Source organism: Nocardia sp. NPDC050710 (assembly GCF_040654375.1).
GTDB lineage: Bacteria > Actinomycetota > Actinomycetes > Mycobacteriales > Mycobacteriaceae > Nocardia.
This window is the reverse complement of sequence record NZ_JBFAHV010000002.1, coordinates 138,547-164,585: the sequence shown is the minus strand read 5'-3', so window position 1 is coordinate 164,585 and position 26,039 is coordinate 138,547. Positions and strand designations below refer to the sequence as shown.

Genomic DNA, 26,039 nt, shown 5'->3' with positions numbered 1-26,039 from the left:
CCGCCCCCGGGTGTATGCGCGGTGAACGGCGGGCCGTGCGGAATCTGGACATGCCGGGCCGCGGGCGATGTTCCGCGCGGTTCGTGAGTCGCCGGTGCTACGTCAGCGGGTGAAGATGCTCGCGCGGCGGGCGGGGTCGGCACAGACGTCGCGGATCAGTACGCCCAGGTCCAGTTCGGCCGGCAGGGACTGGTAGTCCAATCGGCACAGGTCGGTACCACCGCGGCGAACGGTCAACCGGGTACGCCGCCGCTCCACCAGCTCCCATTCGACCGCTATCGACCGATCGCCCACATCGATGACGCGGTCACCGACACGGAGGGACAGTTCGCCGCCGTACCGGTACAGGATCACTGTGACGTCACCCATTTCGGCGTAGACGCCCGCGGGCGGGTCGACGCCGATCGCCGCGGGGCGCAGCGCGCCGGTCTCCGGATCGAAATCGGCGGGCACACCCAAACCGGAGTACGGCCGCACGAAAACCGATCTGGCAGTGGCGTTCGCATGATCCGTCAAAGACTGCCCGTAGCTGTTCGATCGTCCCTGCTGACCGTTCGACGGAGTGCCACCGCCCGGCGGCATCATCGGCGGAGGCATGGCGCCCGGCGACGCGGAATTCGAAGAATCCTGCGACGCGTACGAACCCGGACCGCCGTGCCCACCCGATTCGGACCATCCCGGACCGGGCGCCTCAACGCCGGACCCCGGCCCAGGCCACGGCGGCAGCCCCGGCGTCGTCCCCGATCCACCGAACCCATCCGACCCCGTCGGTGCCGCCGCATCCGTGCCACCGCTCAACGGCGGTTGTACCGCGTCCGGCCAGCCCGGCGGAACCTGCCCACCGGGAGCTCCGGACCATCCCGGCCCGCCATGCACCGGCCCGCCCGGCGAACCCGGCCCACCGCTCATCGGCCCGCCCGGCCATCCCGAATGACCCGGCTGAGTAAACGAACCCGCCGTTGATGAACCGCCGTGCCAACCCGACGAACCCGGTGGCAGTTGCGAGGGACCGGAAGCGTCCGGCCAGGCCGAATTGCCTTGCGGCGCGGAGACACCGAACGGTGGCGTACCCGGTGCGGGCGACGGGCCATGACCCGCGGACCACCCGGAACCACCCGGGCCGCTGCCCGAATTGCCGAGCTGCGCAGCCGAATGCGACGCCCCAGGGCCGCCCGGCCCCTCCGCCCATCCCGACGGTCCGTAAGTCGACGCCCCCTGTCCACCCGACGAATCCGAACCGCTGTTCGGTGGCATCGACCCGGACGAGGACGAATCCGACCACCCCGGCGCACCCGGCGGCACCGAGGAACCCGGCCCACCCGACCACTGCGAACCAGGGGGCATCGGCGGACCCGACTCTCCGGGCCAGCCAGGACCATTCGGCGGCGAACCGGGACCACCGGACCAACCCGGGGCGTCCGCCCAACCCGAAGGACCGTGCGCACCGGACCATCCCGGATTACCCGGCGGCGCGAACGATCCTTGCGCCGAGTTCACCGGACCACCGGAGCCGTCGAGCTGAGCAAAGGGCCCGCCCGCGCCTCCGACCTGTGGAATCGGCCCGGACGGAGGTGACGAAGACCAAGCACCCGGCCCATCCGAGGGCACCGGCGACCCGGGAGCACCCGACCACCCCGGCGTCGACGGACCGTGCCCACCGGGTGAATACGCACCACCGACCGGCGGGTTAGGTCCCGACTGGGACGAGGAATCCGACCACCCTGGCGCACCAGGCGGCACCGACGAACCCGGCCCACCCGACCACTGCGAACCAGGCGGCATCGACGAACCCGGCTGATCGGACCAACCCGGGCCGGAACCATTCGGCCAACCCGTTGCCGACGGACCCTGCCCGCCCGGCGTACCCGGGCCACCGAGCTGCGGGTTCGGACCGGTCGAAGACGAGGAATCCGACCACCCCGGCGCACCCGGCGACACAGACGAACCAGAGTCAGACGACCAACCCGGGCCGGAACTGTTCGGCCATACCGGTGTCGACGGACCCTGTGCGGCAGACGAATCCGGGCCACTGAACTGTGGAGGTAGGCCCGAGGAATCCGACCACGCCGGGGCGCCGGGAGGCATCGGCGGACCAGGATTGCCCGGCCACGGCGAACCAGGCGGCATCGGCGGACCCGATTCGACGGGCCAACCGGAGCCGTTCGGTGGCGCTGATGAGACCGGACCACCGGACCAGTTCGAGCCGCCCTGCGGTGGCGGCCCGCCGGACGAATCCGGAGCGCCCGGCACCGGCGAAACCGGTCCACCGGACCAACCGGGAGCACCTGGCGGCACCGACTGACCCGGGGTGCCCGGCCAGTTCGGACCTCCAGGAGGACCGGACCAGTTCGGTCCTCCGGTTCCACCGGGAGCGCTCGGTGTCCAACCCTGCGGAGGACCGGGCAGATTCGGCGGTGTGGGGGCCGTCGGCAGCTGCGGGGGCTGCGGCAGCCACGGGGGTAGTGGCGGCATCTTCGGCGGGGAGGGTGCCGGGGGTATCGGGAGCGGGGCAGGCGGCGTCGGCCACTGCGGAGGCGTCGGTGTCGGCGTCGGCGTCGGCCACTGCGGAGGCACCGGTGTCGGCGTCGGCGTAGGTGTGGACGTGGGCGTCGGCCACTGCGGAGGCACCGGTGTCGGCGTCGGCGTAGGTGTGGGCGTGGGCGTCGGCCACTGCGGAGGCACCGGTGTGGGCGTAGGCGGCGTCACCGGCGGCTGCGGCGTCACCGGGGGCCCCGGCGGCTGCGGCATCACCGGCGGCTGCGGCATCACCGGCGGCTGCGGCGGCTGCGGCATCACCGGGGGCTTGGGCGGCAACGGTGGCCTCGGCGGCTGCGGGGGCACCGGCGGCTGCGGGGGCTCGGGCGGGGTGGGCAGGGGCCAGTGTCCACCGTCTTGTTCGGGGATGTGGACCGAGCTCATTCCCGGGATGTCGTACTCCCGTGGCGGATGCGGAATATGCGAGCGCAGCATCGAACCCGGCAATAGCGGCTGCCGAGCGCTACCGGTTCCACCACCGGGTGGTGTCTGCCCACCGTCCCGATCCGGATCCGACCCGGCGGACGGCTCTTGCTCGTCGTCCCCGTCCGGATTCGTCAATCCCTCCGGATCATCCGCACCATCCCGGCGCCCAGCACCCTCCGACTCCGGCTCACCAACCCGCCCCGGACGCACCACACCTTCCGACGACCCCGGATCACCCGGCCGCGCGGCGCCCTCGGGCTTCGGCGTACCTGCCGACGACTCGGGATCCTCCGAACCGTCGGGACGCACCTCGCCCTCGGGTGCACCGGCGCGACGCTCGCCATCCGGTGCCGTCGGCCGCGAATCCTCCCTGGGATCACCGGGGAGGACCACACCCTCCGGTTCCGAACCGGTAGTCGGCTCGCGTACTTCGGGGGCGTTCGCGGGCTCGTCGGTGTCGAGCGGCAGGGGCGGCAGTTCGTCGCGCATCGCGCCGGTCGGTGGCATCGACAGTCGGCCTGCGGAGGAGATCAGTCGCGCCGGACGACCCGTGGACGCCCCGGCCGCACCGCCGTCACCGTCCTGATCTGCTGTTTCCTCCGGTCGCATCGAATCACTTTGCCACACCGGCGGTTCCGGTGCGGTCAATGTCTCCTCGAATTCCTCCCGCGACTGGTCGACACGCCGCAGCGCTTCCTCGTGCCGAGCCGCGATATCCGCGTCCAGCTGATCGAAACCCGCCTCAGCCTGCCGCAGCGCCTCATCAATACCCCGCAGCGCCTCGGACTCGACAACCTCGTCCGACGGGCGAACCCGCGACTGGTCATCCGCGCCGACGTTGTCCGAACCGTCGCGCGACGACCCCGAGTCGCCCTGATCCGCGCCGGGCGGGTTGCGCCGGGCGGCGATCTCCACGTCGCGGGCTACCGCGCGGCGCAGCGCCTCGTCCAGGCGGACGATTTCGGCGTCGGCGGCGCCGAAACGGTGAGCGGCGGCTTCGCGATCGGATTCGGATACCGGCTTACCGGAGGTGGCGGCTTCGAGGGTCGCGCGTGCATTCTCACGTGCGGTGAACGCGGCGGCCCAGCGGTCGGCCAGATCTTCGATCTCCGCTCGACGCTGCGCCGCTGCACGTTCGGCGATTGCCACGTCCTCTGCGACGACCTGACGCAGCGCCTCGTCCGAGCGGGCCATGTCGGCATCGGCGGCATTGAAGCGGCGGGCCGCCTCCTCCAGCGCGGAAACCCGATCCTGCCAGGGCTGTTGCTCATCGACGCGCATCGTCCTGCCACGCAGGTCCGCGACGGTCTCGTCGAGGGACCGACCCCGCTCCGGGTCGACGGGAGACTCCGCAAGCAGGTCGGACTCCGAAACCGGGAGCCCCGCCATGGCGGCATCGCGCGCCACCCGGGCTTCCTCACGCGCCGTGAACGCCGCAGCCCACTCCGCCGCCAACCGATCGATCCGCGCCTGCCTGCGCGCCGCCGCCGGGTCACGCACCGAATCGGGGTCGGCCCCCGACCGCTCCCCTACCGGTGCCGGTCCATTCGCGGGTGCACGCAGAGCACCGTCGGCGCCCGGATCACCCTGCCGAACAGGCTGTCCCGTCGAACCGAGCGGCCGCTCCGCACCCCCGCCGACCCGACCGGACTCCGACTCGCGCTCGCTACCGACACGACCCGCCGACTCGCCTTCAGCCGACTCATCTTGCCGCTGTCTCTCATCGATGCGAGCCGACGGATCGGGCCGGGTACTGGCGGACGACTCATCCCCGGCGGGCCGGGCACGGCGTTCTTCGTTGGCACCGGCCGGGTCCGCACTTCGATCGGTACCGGACGCGTCGCTGTTCGGCCGCGGCCCATCGCCGGGCGGAAGCTCACTCGGCCCAGAGGCATGCGGAGTCCGTCCGGGACCACCCGAGCTCGGCGGGTTCTGGCTCGGCGGGAGGGCGGGAGTCGGACCGTCCGGTGGCAGTTCGGGGTCGATGTGACGCTCAGCGGGCGGCAGCCAGGACGGGTCCGGCGGCAGCGGGTGCACCGCGTAGGGGATGTTCGCGCGCCAGTCGGTCAGCGGCGGACGGTTCGCGTCCCAGTGGTACCCCTCGCGAATGGCGTGGGTATTGGCCTCGCGCCATCCACTGCCGGGATGTCTACGCAGGTAATCGGATTCGGCGAGGGCATCGTGCAACAGCACGAAGTCCTGCGGCAACGGCCGGCCCGCCATCAGCCGGTTCCATGCCTCGGCGACATCGGCCAGCCGGTCCATGGTGCGATAGACGAAGGCGCCGTTGGGATCCCGATAATCACGCACCCGGAGCTCATCGCGCATCAGGTGGTTCTTGATCTGCGCGAGCTGCTCACGGGTGAACACCGGGACGTCGTGGCGCATGTGCTCGGCCAATATCCGGGCCAGCGCGTCCTCGGGCTGCTCCCCCGGCCGCATCAGGTGCCGGATGTTGTCCGGATAGTCGCCCGCCATCATCAGGTCGCGGACGTCGGTGACGGTGTCGCGCACCGCTTCCGCGTCGTCAGTGTCGAAGCGGTCGGCGAGTTGGCCTGCTACCCGGTCGATCTCATCGTGCACCCGCTTCAGCTGGGCATCGATCTCACGGGAGGTGTCGATACCACGGTCCCGCCGCACCAACTGCTCGCGGATCTCATCGATGACCGCACGGGCCGCGGCCTGCTGCTGGGCGCGCTGATGCGCGTTGATCCCCTCGACGATCCGGTCCAGGTCGGTGTCGTCGGCGAGGAAGCGGTCGTACTCGGCGTCGGCCCAGTCCTGCACCCGCTGCCACGCTTCGGCCTCCCGATCGAATTCGGCCCGTAGCCCTTCGGGCAGGTGTGATCGATCGTCGGGGTTCCCGTGCTCGGTGACATCCCACGGCCGGAACATCGGCTGGATATTGCGTTCCGGCGGCGCGAACCACTCGTAGTTGCGGAATACCGTGCCGAATGGTGGCACATGCAGTAGCCAGGGCCGGGCCTGCACCCAACGCCCGATCTCCGGGTGCCGCTGGATCCACGCCTTGACCGCGGGGTGGCTCGGCGTCTGCGCGGCCATCAGCAGCAGGCGAACGAGGTTGTAGGAGTCGTCGCCCCAATGCTGTCCGAACACCTCCATGCCCGCGGGTACGTGCGAGGTGTCGTACAGGTTCGGCGCCTGCGGCATATGCACCGGCAGCGTGCCCTCCAGCACATGGCCCGGCGGCACATCCTCGAGCGGCCCGGTCAGGTCGTTGACGACATCGACCATGGCCCAGCTGCTCACCCCGTCCGGGGGATCCTTGAAGGTGAACTTCTTCGGAACCGTGCCACCGTCCCGATTACCCCGCCACTCCGCCCGGGTCGGGTCGACCGGATGCAGGTTGCCTTCGGCGTCCCGCCAGGCGGTCAGGTCCATGCGCCTGCCGTTTTGCCAGCCGCTGCTGAGCCGCTCGATCGTCGGCGGAGCCATCGGCTCGGTGTGCCAATTGCCTTCGCGATCGGCGAGCACCCGGCGGTATTCGACGGTGGTCTCCGCGCGCACCATGGCCTGCGCGACCGCGGGGCTCTGCCGCAGCGCTTCCTCCAGCGCCCGATCATGTTCCGCGCGTGGCGCATCCGGATCCGGACGTGGTCCGAACACAATGATCCGCGGACGCTCACCCTCGATGATGCCGACCCGATCGGTGACCATCCGGCCACCCTCCGCCTCGATCAACTGCCGCCACACCCCGGCAAGCCGGGCCATGTCATCTTGCAGCCTGCCGATCCGGTTGTGCGCCTGCGCCACATCGGAGGCCGCGTCGGCGAGCGCTTCGATCTCCCGAATCCGCGCGGGCAGATCCTCGACGCGTAAGGCGCCGTCACGCAACGCATCCTGGGCCTCGGCGAGCAGCCGCGTGAGGGTGCGGTCCAGGTCTCTGCCCAGCGCGGTCTCGTCCGGTCGGCCCGCGGCGTCGACGACGCCGAGCCGCATCGCCAGATCGTCGCGCATCCCACGCCGCGGCTTGATCTGGCGCAGTTCCTCGGCGCGCTGTCTGGCCAGCTGGTCGATCTCCGCCGCGACGTCTTCCGTCGGCGGCCGATACCGGGCGATACCCGCCTGTTCCAGCTCGGTGAGCCTGCGCTCCACCCGCCGCACATCCTCATCGAGTTCACCGAAGCGCTCGGTGGCCTCGATCAACTTGCGCAGCGCTTCGTCTCGCCGCTGCTGCTCGGTCGCCGACACCGGTTCCCGCGTCCGGCGGTTCGCCTCGTCGAGACCACCGTCCACCTCGACGGTTTCGATACGCGCGCCATCGTGCAGGCCTCGGACGAGATCGTCACGAATATCGGCGTCGCGATCCACCCACTCCGGGTCGGCCTCGATGCCCAGATTGCGTGCGCGCTCATTCGCCTTGGCGCGCACGAATTCCCGCTCGCGCAGCAGTTCCTGATGTTCGCGCAGCAACCGGTCGTACTCGGCGACCAGACCGATGCGCTCCGCCAGCTCACCGACCTCGGCATCGGCACGCACGTATTCCGTCGCGATATCGCGCAGTTCGGCCAGCAGGCGCTTCTGCTCGTCGTCGAGCTTCCACTGCGCAAGCTCGCGAATCTTGTCCTGGATCCGATTCGGCTGTAGATCCTCCGCATCCCGGATCGGCAGCCCGTCGGCCAATTCCCGGACGCGGGCGGCGAGCGCGTCGCGGCGCGCGACCGCCTCCGCATGTGCGCGCACCGCGTGGTCGTGCGCCGATTCCCGTGCGTGACCGTCCTCGGAGGAGTCCTGACCCGTCAGGTCTTCTCTTGTCCGGCCGTCGGATTCGGCGCTCTGCTCCCGCGCCGACTTCGATTGGGCGCCGTCCTCCGCACCGGATGCGATCTCCGGACCACGCGCGGCCTCCGCACCGGCCTCCTGGTCGCCGGCCCGCCCGGCCCCTTCGGAGCCACCCGATGGCTCATCCGGTTCTCCGACCGGCGGCGCAGACGGTTGCTCCGGTGGCTTCTTCGCTCCGCCGCCCGCTTCCACGACGGGTGCCACTTCGTTCGTGTCGTCGCCGTCCGGGCGGTGCGCACCCCTCGATTCCGGGGAACCGCCCGCAGCCGGGTCGTGCACGTCCGCGGTTTCCGACGACCGATCGCCCGAGTTGCCGTTCTCGGCTTGCCGCACCTGCGTGGTATCCGAAGATGCGTCGGTCGCACCGGAATTCGGATCGGATGGGGTCCGAGCGGCCCCGCCGCCGGAGCCCGGGCGGTCCGGTCGCGACGGTGTCGCGGGCGTCGGCGGGCTATCCGGCGGATCAATGGGGTGCACCGTGATGCGGCCGTATTCGTCGATTTCCATGCGCAGTTCGCGCACCTCGACGCCGGGGCGGTCCAGGAGCTCGGCGATCTCCGGGTGGTCGGCCATCGCGTCGGCGAGGATTCGACCCGCGTCCAGATCCGCCCAGCCGACCACCAGCAGACGCGGCGGATCTCCGTCCACCACACCGATACGGTCGGTCAGCACCCGCGCACCCGCGTCGGCCAGTGCATTGCGCTCATTGGCCGACAGCAGGGCGGCACCGAGCCGTTCGCTGCGCCGCTCGGCATCGGCGGCCCGCTCGGGATCACCGTCGGCCAGCGCCGAATCCCGCTCCGCCAGCGCGAGTCGGCTCTCTTCGACCAACCGATCCAGCACGGCCTGTCGAACAGCGGCCTCGCGCTCTTCCGGCGACGCCGGTGGTGGTTCCGCCGCATCCGGATCAACCGGGGGCGCGGACTCGTCCACCCCGATTCGGCGCAGTGCGGCAGCCTCGGACTCCGACGCCCGCGGCCGTACCGATTCGCCGGTTCCGCCCTCGGCAGGTTCGGAGGCGGGGTCCTGCGTCGAATCCGAACGCCGAACTCCGTCGCCACCCGATGTCGCCGGGTCGGCGGCGACCTGTGGTTCAACCACTAACGGATCCGCTTCGGCCGCCGCGCGCGGTTCGGTCGGCACCGAATCCGGCTCTCGCGTCGACCCTTCGGGCGGCGCGAGTTCACGTACCTCGGCGTCGGCCCGTTCGTACTGCGGTGCGAGTTCGGCCAGTTCGGCGACGCGCTCGGCCTCCGCGCGCGACATCAGCAGCGTCGACAGCTCGCGAACCGTCGCGACAATCCGCTGCGGGACGAAATCGGCCGGGGCGGGTGCGAGCCGAACCCGGCTCGCGAGGTTGTGGATCCGCTCGGCCAGCTCATCGCGACGGGCCACCGCCTCGTCATAGGTGCGGGCGGGGGTGAATTCCGCCGAAGGCGAGCGGGGCGCGATCAACCGCGGCAGCTCGCCCATGCGAGCTTCCCGGATCAGCAGGGCGTGCAGCACCTTCGCGGGCTCGGAGGCGCGCGAACCATTGAGCTCGACATCGACGAATGCCTCCGCCAAAGCCTCCGCCGGGTTGAACGATCCATCCTTGTGGAAGCTGTAGCCGCTCAACTGCTTCAGCCATTGCTTGAATTCGGCCTTGTCCACATGACCGCGCGTCTCGGCGTAGTGGTCCAGCAGGGCGCGCATCGCTCTGCGTCGGGCGCGGGAATCGCCGGTCATATCGAGGATATGGCCGAATTCGTGGACAATGGTGGCGTAGGTGGAGCTCTCACCGTGGTTCGGGTGGAAGCCGGTGAATCGAGCCCACCGATCCCCGACCTGGGAACGCGCGTAATCGCCCGCATGCAGGTGATTGAGCACGATTGTCGCGGGCATCCACCGCGACGGGCTGCGACGGAAGTCCGGGATCGTGCCTTCCCGCGCATATGCCTTGCTGGATTTGACGGCCCGCTGGATATCGACTGCCCGCAGATTCGCCCGCGGGTACTTGGTCATCAGATCGTCGATCGCCCGGGCGTAGTGACGGACGATATCCGGGTCGACACCGGCGACGTCGAATCGCAATACCTTGATGCCGTGCCGTTCCTCCAGGATCCGCTTGATCTCGGCGGCACTGCGATCGGTCCACTCACCGATGTCGTGGTTGGACGGGGGCCAGTTTCCGTCCGTCCGCGGAAGCGGTGACAGCCGGTCGATAATGCGGCGGAACAGTCCTTTTCGCTCAGGTGCGCGCTGGGCCTCGTCGGCGGCGCGGGTGGGCGCGCTCGGCGGCCGCACCGGGCCGGAACCCGCCACCGGTTCCGGGCGCAGATCGGCGTGGCGCACCGTACCGGATTCGTCGATCCACACCCTGCGATAGGTGACATCGGTGCCGTGCACAGCGAATTCGCGGCGCAACGCGGGATGCAGCACGCTATCGGGATCGCCGTACCGGCCGACCACGAGCAGCCGCGGCGGCGCCCCATCGGTACCGGGAATCAACACCAGCCCGTCCGCGATCTGCCTGCCTTCGACACCGGCCAGCACATCGCGCACCGCCGCCTCCGCGGCCCTCGCCCGGATATCGGTATCCGACAGATCGCCTCCCGCGGTGCGGAATTCGGCGAGCAGCCCGTCGAAGGCGTCGTGGACCCCGGTACGCGGGAGCTGCGCGACCGCGTCACTCAACTGCTGGGCATCGAGGCCCACCGAATCAATGCCGAGTTCCCGTGCCCGAGCGGCAAGTTGGTCGAACAGCTCGGCCTGCCGAATGCGCGGGGCCAGCTCCCGGCCGGTGTCTCCGGTCGACGGCCGGTACGTCGCCTCCGGGCCCTCCGAACGCCAACCGCCCTCGGCGGGTGGACGCGTGCCCTCGGCGCGGTGGGCCCGCAGCTGCGTCTCGGCGTAGTGGGCCGCGAAGACCAGATCCAGTTGCCGCCGAGCCGCGTCGGTGAGTTCGAGCACCCGGTCCCGCTGCCGCAGAGCCTCGGCCCGCGCCTCGTCGAACTCTCGCATGTCCTCGCGCGCGGAACGCTCACGTGCGAGCACCTCATCCGCCCGCGCGACCTCGGCGTCGGATCGATCCCAGATCGCATCGGCCAGCTGATAGGGATTGAGCCCCTCGGTATCGACCCCGAGTTGCTCGGCCAGTTCCCGCGCCGCGTCCAGGAACCTGTTTCGCTGTTCGGTGAGGGCATTGATGCGCTGTGTCGGATCGGGTCCGTCGCCGTCCGGCAGTCGCACCGTGTGCGCCGCACCGGAGGGCTGTTCGGCTCCGCGTGGCGCGTTCGGCCCCGGCACGGGATTGCGCCCGCGTTCGGCCTCGCGCACCACCAGGTCGTGCAGCACCCGGGCGGATTCCGAGGCGCGGGCGCCGTGCCGCACGACATCGAGGAAGGCATCCGCGACCGCTTCGGGTCCATGGAATGTGCCATCGGCGGTGAAGCTGTATTCGCTCAGCTGGTCCAACCACGCGGCGAAGTCCACCGGGTCCACATCGCCGCGGGTTGCCCGGTAGTGGTCCTGCAACGCGTCCCATGCCGCGAACTCGGCGCGCGAGCGACCCGCATGGACGAGGGCGTGGGCGAGCTCGTGGATCGTGGTGGAGTACATGAACCGGTCGGGTGCGATCCTGCGCTGTCCGTCGCGGGTCGGCTTCGACGCCCCCGGCTCATCGGACCAGTCCCGGCTGGTCGCGTAGTGCTCGTTGACGAGCAGCGTCACCGGCCGTTGGACGATGCGGCCCGTCTCCCGGTCGAATCCGGCGCCCGCGATCAGCTGTGCCACACCGGGGTCCACCCCGTCCGGCGCATCCGGGCGTCCGATCACCAGGCGTTGCAATCCGGCTTGCGGGTTCCGGGTCATGATTTCGTCCACGGCCCTGGCTATTTCGCGAACGACCTCGGGATCGATATCGGATCGGTCGAGACCGTCCGAATCGATCCCGTACCGCTGGCGAAGCACTCGCGCCACCTCGGCGCCGTCGCGATCGCTCCACTCGTCGCGGATCGGCCCATTGCTTTCGTGCGCCGATACATCCCCTGCCGCAGAGGGATCCGCGGCCCCATCCCGCGACTCGGCCGGATCATCCGACTCCCGAGACGATCTCGTCGACTCACCTGTGTTCTCGCGCGACCTCGACGACTCACCCGTATTCTCAGGCGACCTCGGCGGTTCCACGCCAGGCCCCGCCTCCGATTCGGGCGATGGCTTCGCCGCGTTCAGCGATACGTCCGGATCCGACGGCTCCGAATCATCGGTGCGGCGAACCGGTTCCGGTTCCGCATGCGGTGACTGCGCATACTCAGCCGGGTCGGGCTCCGGGGTCCGGGTCGCATCCGAGGACGGGCCCTCCGGCGGGTCGTTCGGCGAACGGACCGGCGGACCCGCGGCTGCCGGGCCATCGTCGTCCCCGTCGTCGGCGCCGCGCTGGACGACCTCGTCGAATCTGTCCGCCACATCCCGGCGGGTCTGCTCGAGCTCGGCGGTCAACCGGCGGTGTTCGTCCTCGGCCGCCCACTGACGCCGCAGCTCCTCGATGCGATCCATCGCCTCCTGATGGGCCGCTTCGCGTTGCGCTTCCAGACGGCGGGCGGCCGCCTCGTAGGCGGCGAGTTCGCGCGCCACCGCCGCATCGATCCTGGCGCGCGGGTCTATCGCCGCGGGCTCCTGTTCGGCCAGTTCACGGCGCTGCTGCTCGAGCTCTTCCTGCGCCCGCCGCTGCGCGTCCGCCTGCTGCTCGATCCGCTCCATGGCTTCCCGGTGTGCGGCGGCACGCTCGGCCGCCAACCGGCTCGCGGTGGCGTCGTAGGCCGCGAGCTCCCGCGCTACCGCGGCGCTCAGACGGTCACCGGGGTCGGATCCGTCGGACGGGCTCCGCGGCGGCTCGGCGGGCGGCTTGCCGTCACCAGCCGACCGCGCGGGATCGGTCTGCTGGTTCGGATCGGGCGGCTCGCTCGCGGCCGGTGGCGCGGCTGGCGGCTCGGACGGCGGGCCCTGCGGCGGTGCGGCAGCCGCAGGGCCACCCTCCTCCGGTCCCTGCGGGTTGTTCCGCGGCTCGATGGGGCCGCCGTCGGGCGTGGGTCCCGGCGAGATCGCACGCCTCGGATCGGCCGCATCGAGCCCGTCCATCCCCTCGTAGCGCGCCGCGAGGGCGGCGAGGGCGCGGATTTCGGCCGCGCGCCGGGCGATCTCGTCGCGCAGCGTGGCCTGCACCTCGGCGAGCTGGGCCGGGGTGAGCCGCTCCTTCTGGTCGATCTTGCCGTCCCGATAGACCTCGTATACCTGCGCCCAGCGCGCGGCATCGGCGCCGGTGAGGTCGAGGCCGACGATCCGGGCCCAGTCGCGGCCGGCGTGCGGGACGCCGGACGGCGGGCTGCTCGGATCCGGCAGGCCGTGGTGGACGAAACCATCGGTCAGGTCGAAGATATCGCCGACGATGTCGCGCAGGTGCGCGACCGCCCGGTCGTGCACCGGGAATTCGACGTCGGCGACCCGCGGGTCCGCGGCATCCGCGCCCCGGGCGACCTTGTCGAAGGGGTCGAGACCGGCCAGCGTCCCGGCGAATTCGGTGAGCGCGTCGGCCAGGTTCGGCTGATCGAGGGGCCGGCGCGCCAGATTGGCGATTGCCTCGCGCAGCTGCTTCGCATCGATACCGCTCGCGTCCGGGGACATCTCGATGTCCAGCCGCGACGCCAACCGACGCCAGGCCGCGTCGACCGCAGACTTGTCCAGGCTGCGCAGCAGCTTGGCGTACTCGACCACCGCCTCGGCCTGCTGCAACCGCAACGAGTTTCGGGTCGACGGGTCCGCGAGGGCGGCGCCCAACCGTTCGGGGGTCATCTCCGACGCGTCCAGTCCGAGCCGATGCGCCAACAGGTTTCGGGCGTCGGTGAAGCTGTGATAGTTGTCGATATCCCACGAGGTGCGGGCGTAGTCGATGATGGCCTCGATCTGGCTGGCCCGCACGGCATTCTCGAACCGCAGCTGGGCGAGCCGTTCGGCCAGGCGCACGGGCGAATCCAGGGTGAACGCGTCCACCCCCAGCACTCCGGCCAGCGTATCCCGCATCTGGCGAATTTCGTTGCGCGACAACGTATCGAGCATGGCGTCGCGCTGTCGTTCGCGAGCTGGCTCCTCGGCCGCCGGATCGTATTCCGGCAGCGGATCCGGCACCGCGCGCCAGCGCTCGGCGCCGTCACGCAGCAGCGTCACCTCCAGCCTGCGGCCCTCGACCTCGGTGCTGATGTGACGCACCTCCGGCGAACCCGCGTCGGCCACCCGGATCCGGCCGTCCGGGTCGACTACCGCAACCCGGTAGTCGACCTCGACCAGGCCGGCATTGACCGCCTCGGCGAGATCCGGATTGTCCGTGAGGGTGTCGGCCAGCACCCGATCGTGCTCGAGCTGTCCGTCGATCACCACCAACCGCATCGGCTGACCGGGCTCCCCGGCCAGCAAACCGATGCCCGGCAACAGCATGGCGCCGCCCTGGGAGAGCAGCCACTCGGTGCCCGCCAGATCGGCCAGGACGTCGGCGAGTTCGTGCACCTCGGAGTCGGCCCGCACGAAATTCTCGGCCTCGGCGCGGAATTCGGCGATCTCCGCGGCCCGGTCCCGGATCTGCGCCAGCTGTTCGGCCAGCGTCCGGCGCAGCTGCTCCGGATCGCCGAGGCTGTTGAGGTCGACGCCGAGCAACTGCGCCCAGACCGCCCGCTCATCCTTGATCTGGTCGCGGCGCAGCGCGTTCTCGAAGTAGCCCGCCAGGCCGGTGTCGAGGCCGGGCTGATCGCTGGCGCTGAGATCACCCCATTCCCGCAACGGCTCGCCACCGTTATTGACGCCCTCCCAGTTCTGCATGAGCGGGTTGCCGCCCTTGGCCGCGATCATCTCCCTGAGAAAACGCCCCATCGGGTCCGCGTCGAAGAAGGTGACGTTGTCGCCGAACGGGATATCCGCGTTCTCGGCGTTGTAGCGGATGGCGGCCCCGGCCAGCCCGGACAGCGCGCCGATGCGACGGGCCTGCTGGTACTCCAGGATCTGAACCGCCCGCAGCAGGCCCTCCGGCGTCGGATCGGGCGGGTCGATACCGAGTTCGCCCGCCGCCTCGGTGAGCGCGTCGAGCAGAGCCTGGCGCCGGTCGGTCGCGTCCGCGAGTTCCCGGACCCACTCCGCGATTTCGGCGGTGGCGCGTGGCACTTCGCCATCCGGGTCGGTCCCCGCGGGCGGCAGCTCGAGTGTGGATTCGTCCAGCTCCCCGGCGATTTCGTCCCGCTCGGCCTGCTGCCGCATCGCCTCGCGCCGCTTCAGCTCGTCGAGCTCCACCCCGAGTTCCTGCCGAACCAGATCGGGATCCGCCTCCTCCAGCCAGTACAGGTACTCCTCGCCGTCGCGGGTCCGCGGTACGTCATAGTCGGCAGCCTGATCGGCCTTCCGCCCGGTGAGCCGCTTCAGGAAGGGAATGAGTTCGCGCCGCTTCCACATGGTCGCGGCTTCCTTGGCGATGCGGGCCGGGTTGCCCTCGAAGGTGGAGAGCGCATCGACATGGCCGACATTGCCCGCCAGGTGGATGATCTCCTGCTGACCCTGCCCATCGATCCCGGAACCGGACGGGTACTTCGGGGTGTGCCCGAGGAATCCACGCTGCTTCAACGCCTCCCAGAGACGGCGCAGCCGGGACTTCGGCTTTTCGGCGGCCGGGGGCGGCGTATCGGTCTGCACCTCGGGCGCTGCCAGCCGGTCTCTGGTCTCGACCCGCCAACCGCCCGCGTCATCGGCGACCAACCGGACCTGCGCCCGATCGCCCTCGATATCGATGACATAGCGGCGCACCTCACCCGGCGCGGGCGGCTCGGCGCCGGAGGCCGATTCGAGACGCACGGCCTGCACGGCGTCGGCGAAGTCTGCGATGCTGCGGGCGTCGCGCAGGACCTCGGCCCGCTGCTCGGCGACAACCCGGGCCGGATCCCGGTCCAGCGCCGCCGGATCGATACCGAGCCGTCGTGCCCAGCCGTCGCGAGTGGCCGCGATCTGCGCCCGCTGCTGCGCATCGGGGGCGCCTTCGTGCCGCGCGACGGCGTCGGCGAGCGCCTCGACGATGGCAGCGTGCATCAGATTCCGGTGCCGCAGGTCGGCGATGACCCCGGCCAGCTCCTGGCGGCTCGGATTCGTGCCCGCCCGGAATCGGCTTGCCAGCTCGTCACGCAGCGCGGCCAGCGGCCGCACTCGCGGCTCCGCGGTGGGTTGCCCGCTTCCGTCGCGGGTCGGGTCGGTCGCGGGATCCGGCTGGGAAGTCTGCCCCGGCTCACCCGATCGTTGCGGCAGGATGGGCGATTCATCGTCCAATCCCATGTGCCGCAACTCGGATTCGATGGCGCGGCGCTGTTGCGGATCGGCCTCGTTGCGCCAGTACTGTTCGTCGCCGTGGAGGACGTCCACGTCGACCGGCCCGAAATGATCCGGGTATCGCAGCGGCGCGGGCCGCACATCATTGGGTGGATCACCCAGGTAGCGGCGGGCTTCCGGTGTTTCGGCGACATCCTGCGGGCTCGCGTCCGGGCGTTCCGCCAGCGCCTCCTCGATACCACGGGCCCTGGCTATTTCGGCCAGTTCGTGCAGCGCGGAGAGCGGATCGGGGTGTCCAGCCAAGGCCCCGTCCAGACCGAGCGCCTCGATGAGGCGGCGCGCGTATGCCTGTTCGGCGTCGGTGCGTCGCACCGCACCGCGGTCGCCGCCCGGCCCCGGTGGTTCGGCGAAGAAATGTTTGATCGCTGCCAACGGGTCGCCGACCGAGTCACCGGACTCGTCGGACCGCGCGCGACTCTCCGAATCCGGCGACGCGGCAGCGGCATCCGGCTGTTCGCCGTGGGCGGCGGAGGGTGTCTCACCATCGATAACGGCCGGAGTCGCCGACTCGTTCAGGTTCGCCGCCCGCGCGGCCGCCAGCAACGCATCCGCCGAATCGGCCTCGGGGCGCGGACGCTCGGCCTCGGCCACCGGAGGCGTCGCGGTCTGCTCCCGCGCGGTGACAGGTGAGGTGCGTTCCGCCGGTCGTGACGGCGACTCCTCCGCACCACCAGATCGTTTCGGCTGGATCGGTGCGGCCGACGGAGGCTCGGCCGATTCCTCCGGGTCGTGCAAGCGTCCAGCCGATTCCGGCTCAGGCGACGGCGTCGCCGACCGAGCCTCGGCCGATTCCTCCGGGCTGGGTTGTGGTGCGGCCGACTCCTTCGGGTCGAACGACGATCCTGCCGATTCCGGCTCGGGCGACGGGGTCGGCGGCTCTTCTCCGTCGCGTGCCGGTGTCGCCGGTTCCGGCGGGCGCTGGGCCGAGTCACCCGGGGCAACGGACTGTTCCGGCCGACTCGCTGGGCCCGAGGTCGGCTCGGGGACCAAGCGCCGCACGTCCGCGATTGCCGCCCGATCCGCCGCCGCATTCTGCAGCTGGGCAAGGCGTTCGGCGGCAAAGCGCGCCTGGATGTCGAGTATGCCCGCCCGGACGCGGGTCCAGTCCGCCGCGGGGTCGCCCGTGCGCGCTTGCTCGTCGGCTAGCCCGTGCAGCCAGTCCGCGAGTTCGGCGGTGTGCCGGGCGGTCCATTCGGCCTGCTCGATCCGCCGCTGCTGGTACCAGTCCTCCGGTTCGCGCCGCCCCGCGCCGTCGCCCTGTTCCTCCGGTAGCGGTGCGGGCACGGGCGGCTCGGAGGGTGGCTTCTTGCCGCCGCCGCTGGCATTCGAATCGGGCTGCGTGGCAGCTGAATCCGTCCGAGTGAAGGCATTCCGGTCCCAGACGATGCCGCGCCGTTCGGCCTCGGCGGCGGCCACCCCCATCAGGCGGTCGAACAGTACCCGTTCACCCTCGGTCAGCTCCGCCGGGGACAACCGGCCGACGACGAAGGATTCCGCGATCGCCTCGGCCGCATTGAACGAGCCACTGTCGTAGAAGCTGTAACCGCTGAACCGGGGGGTCAGCCAGGCCATGAACTCCTCCACCGGCACCCTTGCCCGCGGTAGTTCGCCCCGGTGGTGATCGCGCAGCGCCTGCCACTCCTCGTCGCCGATCCGCTCTCCCAGCGTGATGCTGAGCGCGTGGCCGAACTCGTGCACGATCGTGGTGTACACCGGCCGGGTCGGATCCCCGCGAAAGAAACCCGAAGCGATCCGTTCGGCCACCGTGTCGAACAACGCCGGTTCGGTGGCGTAGCGCACGCTGAGGGTGATCGAGTCGACCACGAAGCCGCCGTCGGCACCCACATGCTGGTCGACCCGCGCATGACCGTCCCCGACGACCTCCCCGATCCGGACCTCGGGCAGCCGCACCATCGGCAACTCGGCCAGCTGCTCATCGATCGCTCGGGCGTACTCGCGCGCCACCTCGACATCTACGCCCTCGATATCGAACCCGACTACCCGGAGACCACGGCGGGCCGCCAGCAGGTCGCCGATCGCGACCGCGGAGTCGAGCCGGTCGAAAGCCTCCGGTTCGAACGGTAGCCGGGAACTGTCAGCCGAACTCGGTTGCCGCGCAGCGGAATCACTCGACTCATCGACTGTAGGCGTGGAAACGGGCCGCTCCGAGGTCGGCTGCCTCGTCCCGCCGTCCACGGATTGTTCCGGCGTGGGAACCGAACCCTGCTCCGGCGGTGATACTTTCGCGACGTCGCCCGACTCGGAGCGCGGTGGCAGCGCGAGGTCGAGTACCTCGGTGCGGCCGTGCGTATCGGTGCGCAGTTCGCGAGCCGCGGCACCAGGGCGGTCGAGCAGTTCGGCCAGTCCCGGATCTTCCGCGGCCGCCTCGGCCAGCACCCGGGCGGCGTCGGCACCCGGATAGCCGATCACCAGGGCCAACGGCGGATCGCCGGGAATGACGCCGACTCGATCGGTCACCACGACGGCCCCGGCCCGCATCAGGGTGTCGCGTTCCAGGGCGCGGGCCATCGCCTCGTCGAGGCGTTCGACGCGTTCCTCGGCCCTGGCCAGACGTTCCGGATCGCCTGCGGCCCTGGCCGCATCGCGCTCCTGCACGGCCGCCCGGTTCTCGGCCGCCAGCCGATCGAGCACCGCCTGGCGCAGCTGCGCAGCTTCCCGGTCGCCGCCGGATTCCGGGCGGGCGGGTGGGAACTCCGGCGGATTGTCGGTGCCGCGCGACCGGTTCCCGGTCTCGCCGCCCTCGTCTCGGCGACCGAAGGAGAACCGATCGGCGATGCGGCGGAACCGGCCCTTCGGCGCACTCCGGTCGTTGAGATCGGCCGAACCGTCCTGCAACATCCGGCCGATCCGATCCACCAGTCGCTGCCGGTCGCTGTCGGCCAGGCCCTGGAACTGCCGGGCCAGCGCATCGGCGACGGTACCGTCCCCGACCGGCGGGGCGACCCGCCAGCCGCCCGCACCGTCGGACGCGAGCCAGATCGGGAAGTCCCAGGCGGGCAACGCGACCCGTTCCTCCGAGAACTGCGGCCACTGCCGGGTCTCGGCGGTTGTGAGCAACCCGTTCTCGCGCAACGGCATAGGCACCTGTCGGGTCATGAGCAGGTGGGCGACGTGCGCCGGATGTGGTTCGGTGATCGTCGGATCGTTCTGCGCCGCATGGAAACCACGCGCCATGAAGTCCACGCGCAGCGAACCCGGGCGGTTCATGCCCCGGTACCGGTGCTCGGCGCCCAGCTCTTCACTGGTGTAGAACGAATCCGGTCCGAGCTGGCGCACCCAGGCGTCGAAGCCGAGGGTGGTCAATCCCTGTGTGCGGTAACGCAGGTAGTGCGCCAGCATTTCGCCCGCGGCCTCGTCCTCGTACGGCCTCCGGTACGGTCCCTCGGCGATATCGCCTGTGATCCACCTGCCCTCGGGCACGCCGCCCGGACCCACCTCCACCTGGAGGTAGTCGAGCCGATGCGAGCCGTCCCACAGCACATCGGCGTACACCGGCCTGGAACCGCGGCCGTCGGCCTCGGGAGATGCCGTATCCGAGTCGGCCGCTGCTTCGGCAGCCCGCTGTTCGGCTTCCCAGTGCACCAGCGCGCGCAAGGCATCCATGTGCTGGCCCGGCACGGCCGCGATGACCAGCCGCGGACTGCTGCCTCCCAGGTAGAGGGCGACGTGGTCGGTAAGCCGCGTGCCGCCCTCGTCATTACGCAGTTTGATATCCAGCCCACGGCGCGCGAAATCGGCGTCGGTGTCGCCATCGGGGCGTGGCCGCGGCGTCTCGGTGCCGTCCGCGAGCGGACCGGTCTCCGCGTCGGTGCCCGCGTCGAAGGACCACGGCCGGTAGCGACCCACATTGTCGTTGGCGTTGCGCACGACATCGAAGGCGACCTCGGCGGCATCCGGCCCGACCCGGTCGATGTGGCGGCGGATGGCGTCGAGCCCCGCCTGGTAACCGGCCCGCTCCGGCCGTGCGGCATTCGGGTCGGCCGAGCGCGCCGCAGCCCGCTCGGCCTTCTGGTAGGCGCGGTCATAGGCATCGATGTAGGCCCGCTCAGCGGGTCCGACCGGGATGAACTGGCCCGCGTCCCGCAGCAGGCGCAGGGATTCCAGTTCCAGTGCATAGTGGCGGGCGAGTCGATCGCGCGCGGCGGGAGTGTCGCCGGGGCGAGTCGGCGGGGCTTCGCCATCGGTGGGTGTGATGCCTTGCGCCAGATCCCATTCCGCGCGGTAGTGCGCCGCGTAGTCCCGCCCGTCGATCAACGGTCCGCTGTCGAGCAGGCGGTTGCGCACCGCACGGAGACCGGCCTGGTGCGCCGCGGCATTGATCATCTCGGAGACGACCACGTTGTTCTGGCGGTACGCCTTGCGCGCAATCTCCTGGGCGCGGATGAAGGCCTCGTTGTACGCCTCGAACAGCGGAATGCCGCGACCCAACTGCTCGCCACGCGCCAGCTCGTGCAGCCCTTCGCGGGCCTTACGCGACAGCATGCCCCACTCGCCGAGCCGCTCCCACTCCACCGCCGCGAGCTCGAAGGCTCGCGCGTAGGCCGCGGCCTGCCGGTCCAGCATCAGGTCGACGTACTCGTCCCGGGTGAGCGTCAGCCGTTCCGGCGGACCGCCCGCCACGGCCGCGAACTGATCGGCGAGTGTCGCCGCGCGCACCAGTTCCATCATCCGATCGGCCCGGCTCATCGCATAGGACAGGACAACGGTGTTCGAGACCGGGTCATAGCCGACCAGTCTGCCCAGCTCGCTGCGGCTGTCCGGCTCGGCGGTGATCCGCGCCTGCGGGTCGTTGCTGATCCGGATCTCGACCCCGTGCCGGGTGAGGACGTCCAGCGCCCAGCGGCCCATTGCGGTGCTGGAAAACGCGCGTCGGACGTCGTCCATCGCCTCGGCCACCTGCTCGGCCGCCGGACGCGGCGTGTACGTGACGTCCGGGCGGCCGGGTGTCTCCGGTGTGGTCCGGTCACCCGGCGCCGAGTCGGCACGCGTGCCGTCCGCGGCCCAGATCTCCGGCAGGTTCACCGCATCGCGGGTGAGGAACACCAGACCGGTGTCATCGATGTCCGCGCGCACGCGATCGGTGCGGAACTCCTCGGTCCCGACGATCTGTGCGAGTCGCTCATCGGCGTCGCGCGCCGCCCTGGTCTGCGCGGTGAGATCGCCGTGTCCGTCGATGACCAGGATCCGGGCGGGCGTTCCCTCGACGAGTGCGACGCGGTCGGTGATCCACCGCCCGCCCTCGGCCCGCACCTGCGCGTCCAGCAGGTCGCGACCCGCGGCTTCGGCGATCGCGTCGGCCAGCCGATCCTGCTCCGCGCGCAGCCCGTCGTGCTGCTCGGTCAGGTCGATCAGCACCGCGAGGTCCATCCGCGAGGTCCGGTTCACCATGTAGTGGGAGCGGTTCCGCAGCTCGTCGACCATCGCCCACCGGCCCACGATGTTCGTGTCTTCCGGAACGAGCAGCTCCGGATACAGGCGCGCCACCGCGCGGTCCCAGTCGGCTGTCAACCGCGCCAGTTCCCGGCGAGCGGCCGCATGCTCGCGCACCAACTGCTGCACGCGACGGGCCGACTCCGCGGAGGTCGGCGCGTACTCGCGCATCCCGTCCGGCGCCTCCGCCCGCTGGTGACCGTCCCAGGTCTGCCCGAATATCTCCCGGAAACCCGCACTGCCGCTGGGGTATCCGGGCACATCGAACAGTCCACCGGACAGCAGCGCCGCGATGCCCGCGTCCCGCCCGATCCGGCGCAGCTGATCCGCGCCGAGCTCCGGATCGCCCAGGCGAGCCGCGTCGATCGCGGCATCGTGGGCATCCAGATACTGCGCGTGCAGCGCCCGGTCGTAGGCCGCGCCGGACGGGTCGGCGGACAAAAGGTCGGTCGTCATATACCCGTCCGACTCCAACTGCCTGGCGAGTTCGGCCTGCCTGCCCAACGCGGCCGCCTCCGCGCGCAGCCGGGATGCGACGAACTCCGCGCGGTCGGTATCGCGGATCCGTCTCGGGGTGACCTCCACTTGTCCGGCCAGCACCGCTTCGGCCAGGGCCGCGGCGCGCACCACCACCGCCGCCTGTGCGAGCTGGCCGCGGTCGTGGGTGTCGACGAAGACGTCCATGGTCCGGTTGTTGAAGACATCGGCCCGGCTCGGCCGGTCACCGGCATCGTCGAACCGCACCGAGGCCCGTGCTTCGCGCAGCAGCGCCATGGCTTCGCGGCCGATTTCGGTGCGCCCCAGGATTTCCCAGACCCGGCTCGCCGCCCGGTTGGTCGGCCGGTGCAGCCACGGGTCCGGGCGGGTGCCGTCCGGGATGACGCCCGCGTCGTCGTCCGTACGCCTCGGCGGCAGCGCGGGGTCCGCATCGGCGGTGGCATCGCCCGCTGCGGGCGGGACGGGCGACGCGTCCGGATCGGCGCCCTCGTGCATCGGAGTGTCGGCGTCCGTGACATCGGGCCACGGCCGGTAGCCGATCTGGTTGTCCTCGGCCAGGCGTACCACGTCGAAGGCGACCTCGGCGGCCTCACCGGCCTTATCGAGGTAGCGTTGCAGCGCTTTGATTCCGGCCTCGCGGGCCTGCCGCTCCGGCTGCGCGGTATCCGGATCGGCCGCCCGCGCCGCAGCCCGCTGCGCCTTCTGAAGGGCACGATCGTAGGCGTCGGTGTAGGCGCGCTCGGCCGGGCCGACCGGCACAGGCCGTCCCGAATCCCGCTGCTGCCGAAGCGATTCGAGTTCGGTCGCGAGCTCGCGGCTGCGTTGCTCGGGACTGTTCCGGCGCTGGGCGGGCGGCGCTTCGCCTTCGAGGGGAACAATGCCGTGCGCGAGGTCCCAGAGGCCCCGGTAGTAGCTCGCGTAATCCAATCCCAGGACACCGGGACCGAGCTCGAGCAGCTGCGCCCGCAGCGCACGGACACCGGCCTGATAGGCTGCGGCGTCGATCATGTGCCTATTGACGGCGCTGTCACCACGGTAGGCCCGCTCCGCGGTCTTGTGAGCGCGCTCGAATGCCTCGCGATATGCCTGCGCGAACGGGTTTTCACGGCCGCCCTGATTGCTGTAGCCCGCGACCCGCTGCCGCTCGAATTCGAAGGCTCTGGCGTGCGCCTCGGCCTGCCGGTTCAGCATCAGATCGACGTATTCGCCGCGCGGCAACGCGAACCGCTCCAGGGACGCGCGGGGCAGACCGAGCCGCTCGGCCAGATGTGCCGCATGGATCAGCGTCTGCGCCTGCGCTGTCCTGTCCGAGAAATGGTCGAGCACAATGGTGTTCGAGGCCGGGTCGTAACCGGCCAGCTCCGGGCGTGGCACCGCCATCGGGCGGAGCTCCGGATCCACCGCGATCGCATACCGGACCTGGACCCCGTGCGCCTCCAGGACATTCAGCGCCCACGCGCCGACTTCGTTGTAGCGCAGGTAGTTCCGCAGGTCCTGTAGCGCCGCGGCCGCATCCTCGGCCAGCGGCGCCAGCATGTCGGGGGTCGGCGAACCGGCGGGCTCATCCGGCGGGCGCGGTGCGACGACCTGTTCGGGCACCGCCCGCACGGCCGCCGGGTCCAGCTCCACCGCATCGGGTCGCACCTGGACCAGACCGGAATCATCGACGTGCACCGACAGCTGTTCGGTGCGGACGTCCGGCCGCCGCAGCGTGGCCCGCAACTCGCCGTCCTGCGCCGCGGCGACCCGCAGCGATTCCGCTGCGGCCGTGGGCGACTCGGCCACCAGAACCCGCGGCGGCGCACCCGGGATGAGCGCTACCCGGTCGGTCACCCAGCGGCCACCGGCGTCGCGGACGGTGCCATCCATGCGATCGTGACCAACCCGGGCGGCAATCTCGCCGCGGATCCGGTCCTGGCGCGCCGCGACCTGGGCGTGCCGGTCGGTCAGTTCGGACAGCTCGCGGATCAGGGCTCGCAGGGTGGGGCGACTGTCCGTCGCCGCGAAGCGGGCCAGCGCCTTGTCGCGCACCGGTCCCCGGCCCTGTTCGAGCAGCTGCGCGTCGGACACCTCGAGCTCGAAGAAGTGAACGCGCAATGGAATGATCGTGCGCTCCCAGTCCTCGGCGAGCGCCGCCAACTCCCGGCCGAGCGCCGCATGCTCGCGCACCAGGCGATCGATTTCCCTGGCCGACTCGCGGGATGCCGGAGTATGCAGGTCATTCGCGGTATCGGCGTCCCGGTGACCGTCCCAATTCCGGCCGTGCGGATCCCGCAGGCCGGTGGTGTCCCCGGCGAGCAGCGCATCGATGCCTGCGGCGCGACCGATCTCGCGGAGTTCGCGGGGGCCGGGCGTCCGCTCACCGTCCCGCGCGGTGTCGACCGCGGCGTCGTATGCGTCGAGGTACTGCGCGTGCAGCTGCCCCGTGGCCGCCGGATCCGCATCCGACATCGGCACGCTCGACTCCGGATACCCGGCCGCCCGCAGTTCCCTGGCGAACTCCGCCTGCCTGCCCACCGCGGCCGCCTCCGCACGCAGTCGCGCCGCCCGGTGCTCCGCCGGATCGGTGGCGTCGAGCAGGGCCGGGTTCACCTCGACCCGACCGGCTAGCACCGCCGCGGCCAGCATCGCGGCGCGTACCACCTCACCGGCCTGCATCAGCTGGCTGCGATTGCCCGCGTCGATGACGAAGTCCATGGTTCGGAGATCGAACGCGTCCCGTTCACCGGGTGACTCGCCGTAATCGAACCGCACCTCGGCCCGCGCGGCCCGCAGCGTGGCGATCGCTTCGCGACCGGTCTCGGTGTGCCCCAGGATTTCCCAGATCTGCGCGCGATAGCGATCGATGGTGCCGCTCACCCACGGCGGCGGTGGGTCGGCGTCGGCGCTCTCGTCCTCGGGACGGCTGCGCGCTTCGTCCCCGGCGCCGGTATCCGATTCGGGGTGCGCCGGATCAACCGGGCCGTCCGCGCTGTCCGGCGAAGCCCGATGCGAGTCGCCCGATTCGACCTCGACGGCATCCGGGCGCGTGAATCGCACCGTGGCGCTGTCGTATTCGCCGGACCGGCCTTCCATACCCTCGGGCACGAAATTGACCTCCGTGAACCCGAACTCCGCCGCGATCCGGCCGGTGAAGGTGTTGAGCGCCGCCTCCTCCGGGGTGAAGAACAGTTCGGTGATTCCGGCGTTGAAACTCTCCAGATTGTCGGAAAGGTGTCCGCTGTAGGACCATTCACTCTCGATGGTGTGGGCCAGGTGGCCGAGTTCGCGCAACAGATCGGAGACCATCTGGCGCCCGGTCGGGGTGCCCGGTCCCTGATTGACCTCGATGTGCAGTACCCCGTCGGCGTCGACCCAGCCCGCGACGCCGTAGCGGGAGTCCGTGCCGTAGCGGTTGACGTAGACCGCCACCGCATCCGAACCGAACCGAGCGGGATCGGACTGTTGCGACGCGGGGTCCTCGACGCGGGCGTGCGCGGCGAGCTCGTCCAGCCGCGTCAGCACCGTCTCGAACCAGCGCAGCCTGCCGCGGTTTTCGAATTCGGATCGCAGGGCGGCGACCCGGTCCCGGATCGACTCCACTTCGGCTCGGGTGAGGTGGTGGTCGGTGAACTCCACCCGGCCGTCCTCGGTGACGCGCACGAAGTGGGCTTCCGCGAACGGACTCAACGCTTCCCGGGTGGGGTCGCCCTCGAAGGCGCGCCGATTGCCGACGCCGTACACCTCGCGGTCGCCCTCGGTCAGCCAGCCGCCCGGATCGCGGCCCGGCATCCCGGTCAGCGCGTCCAGTAGTCCGAGGGCACGGCCGCCGGGGGTATTCAGGTAGCCGAGCCGGTGCGGATCGGTGAAGCCCGGATGCCGTTCGGCCGCACTGGCGCCGGGCAGCACCTGCTGGTAGATGACGTTCGGCGCGGCGCGCAGCACCCGCGGCACCT

The 26,039-nt window shown here is 70.9% G+C and carries 1 protein-coding gene (running past one end of the window); it reads right to left on the bottom strand.

The features are described from left to right. Window positions 1-102: 102 nt before the first annotated feature. Window positions 103-26,039, bottom strand: the 3' portion of a protein-coding gene (locus AB0H61_RS06555) for a hypothetical protein (protein WP_357300152.1). 17,572 nt of this gene lie beyond the right edge of the window; 25,937 of the gene's 43,509 nt are visible here — the last part of the coding sequence; the start codon falls outside the window, past its right edge; it ends in the stop codon at window positions 103-105.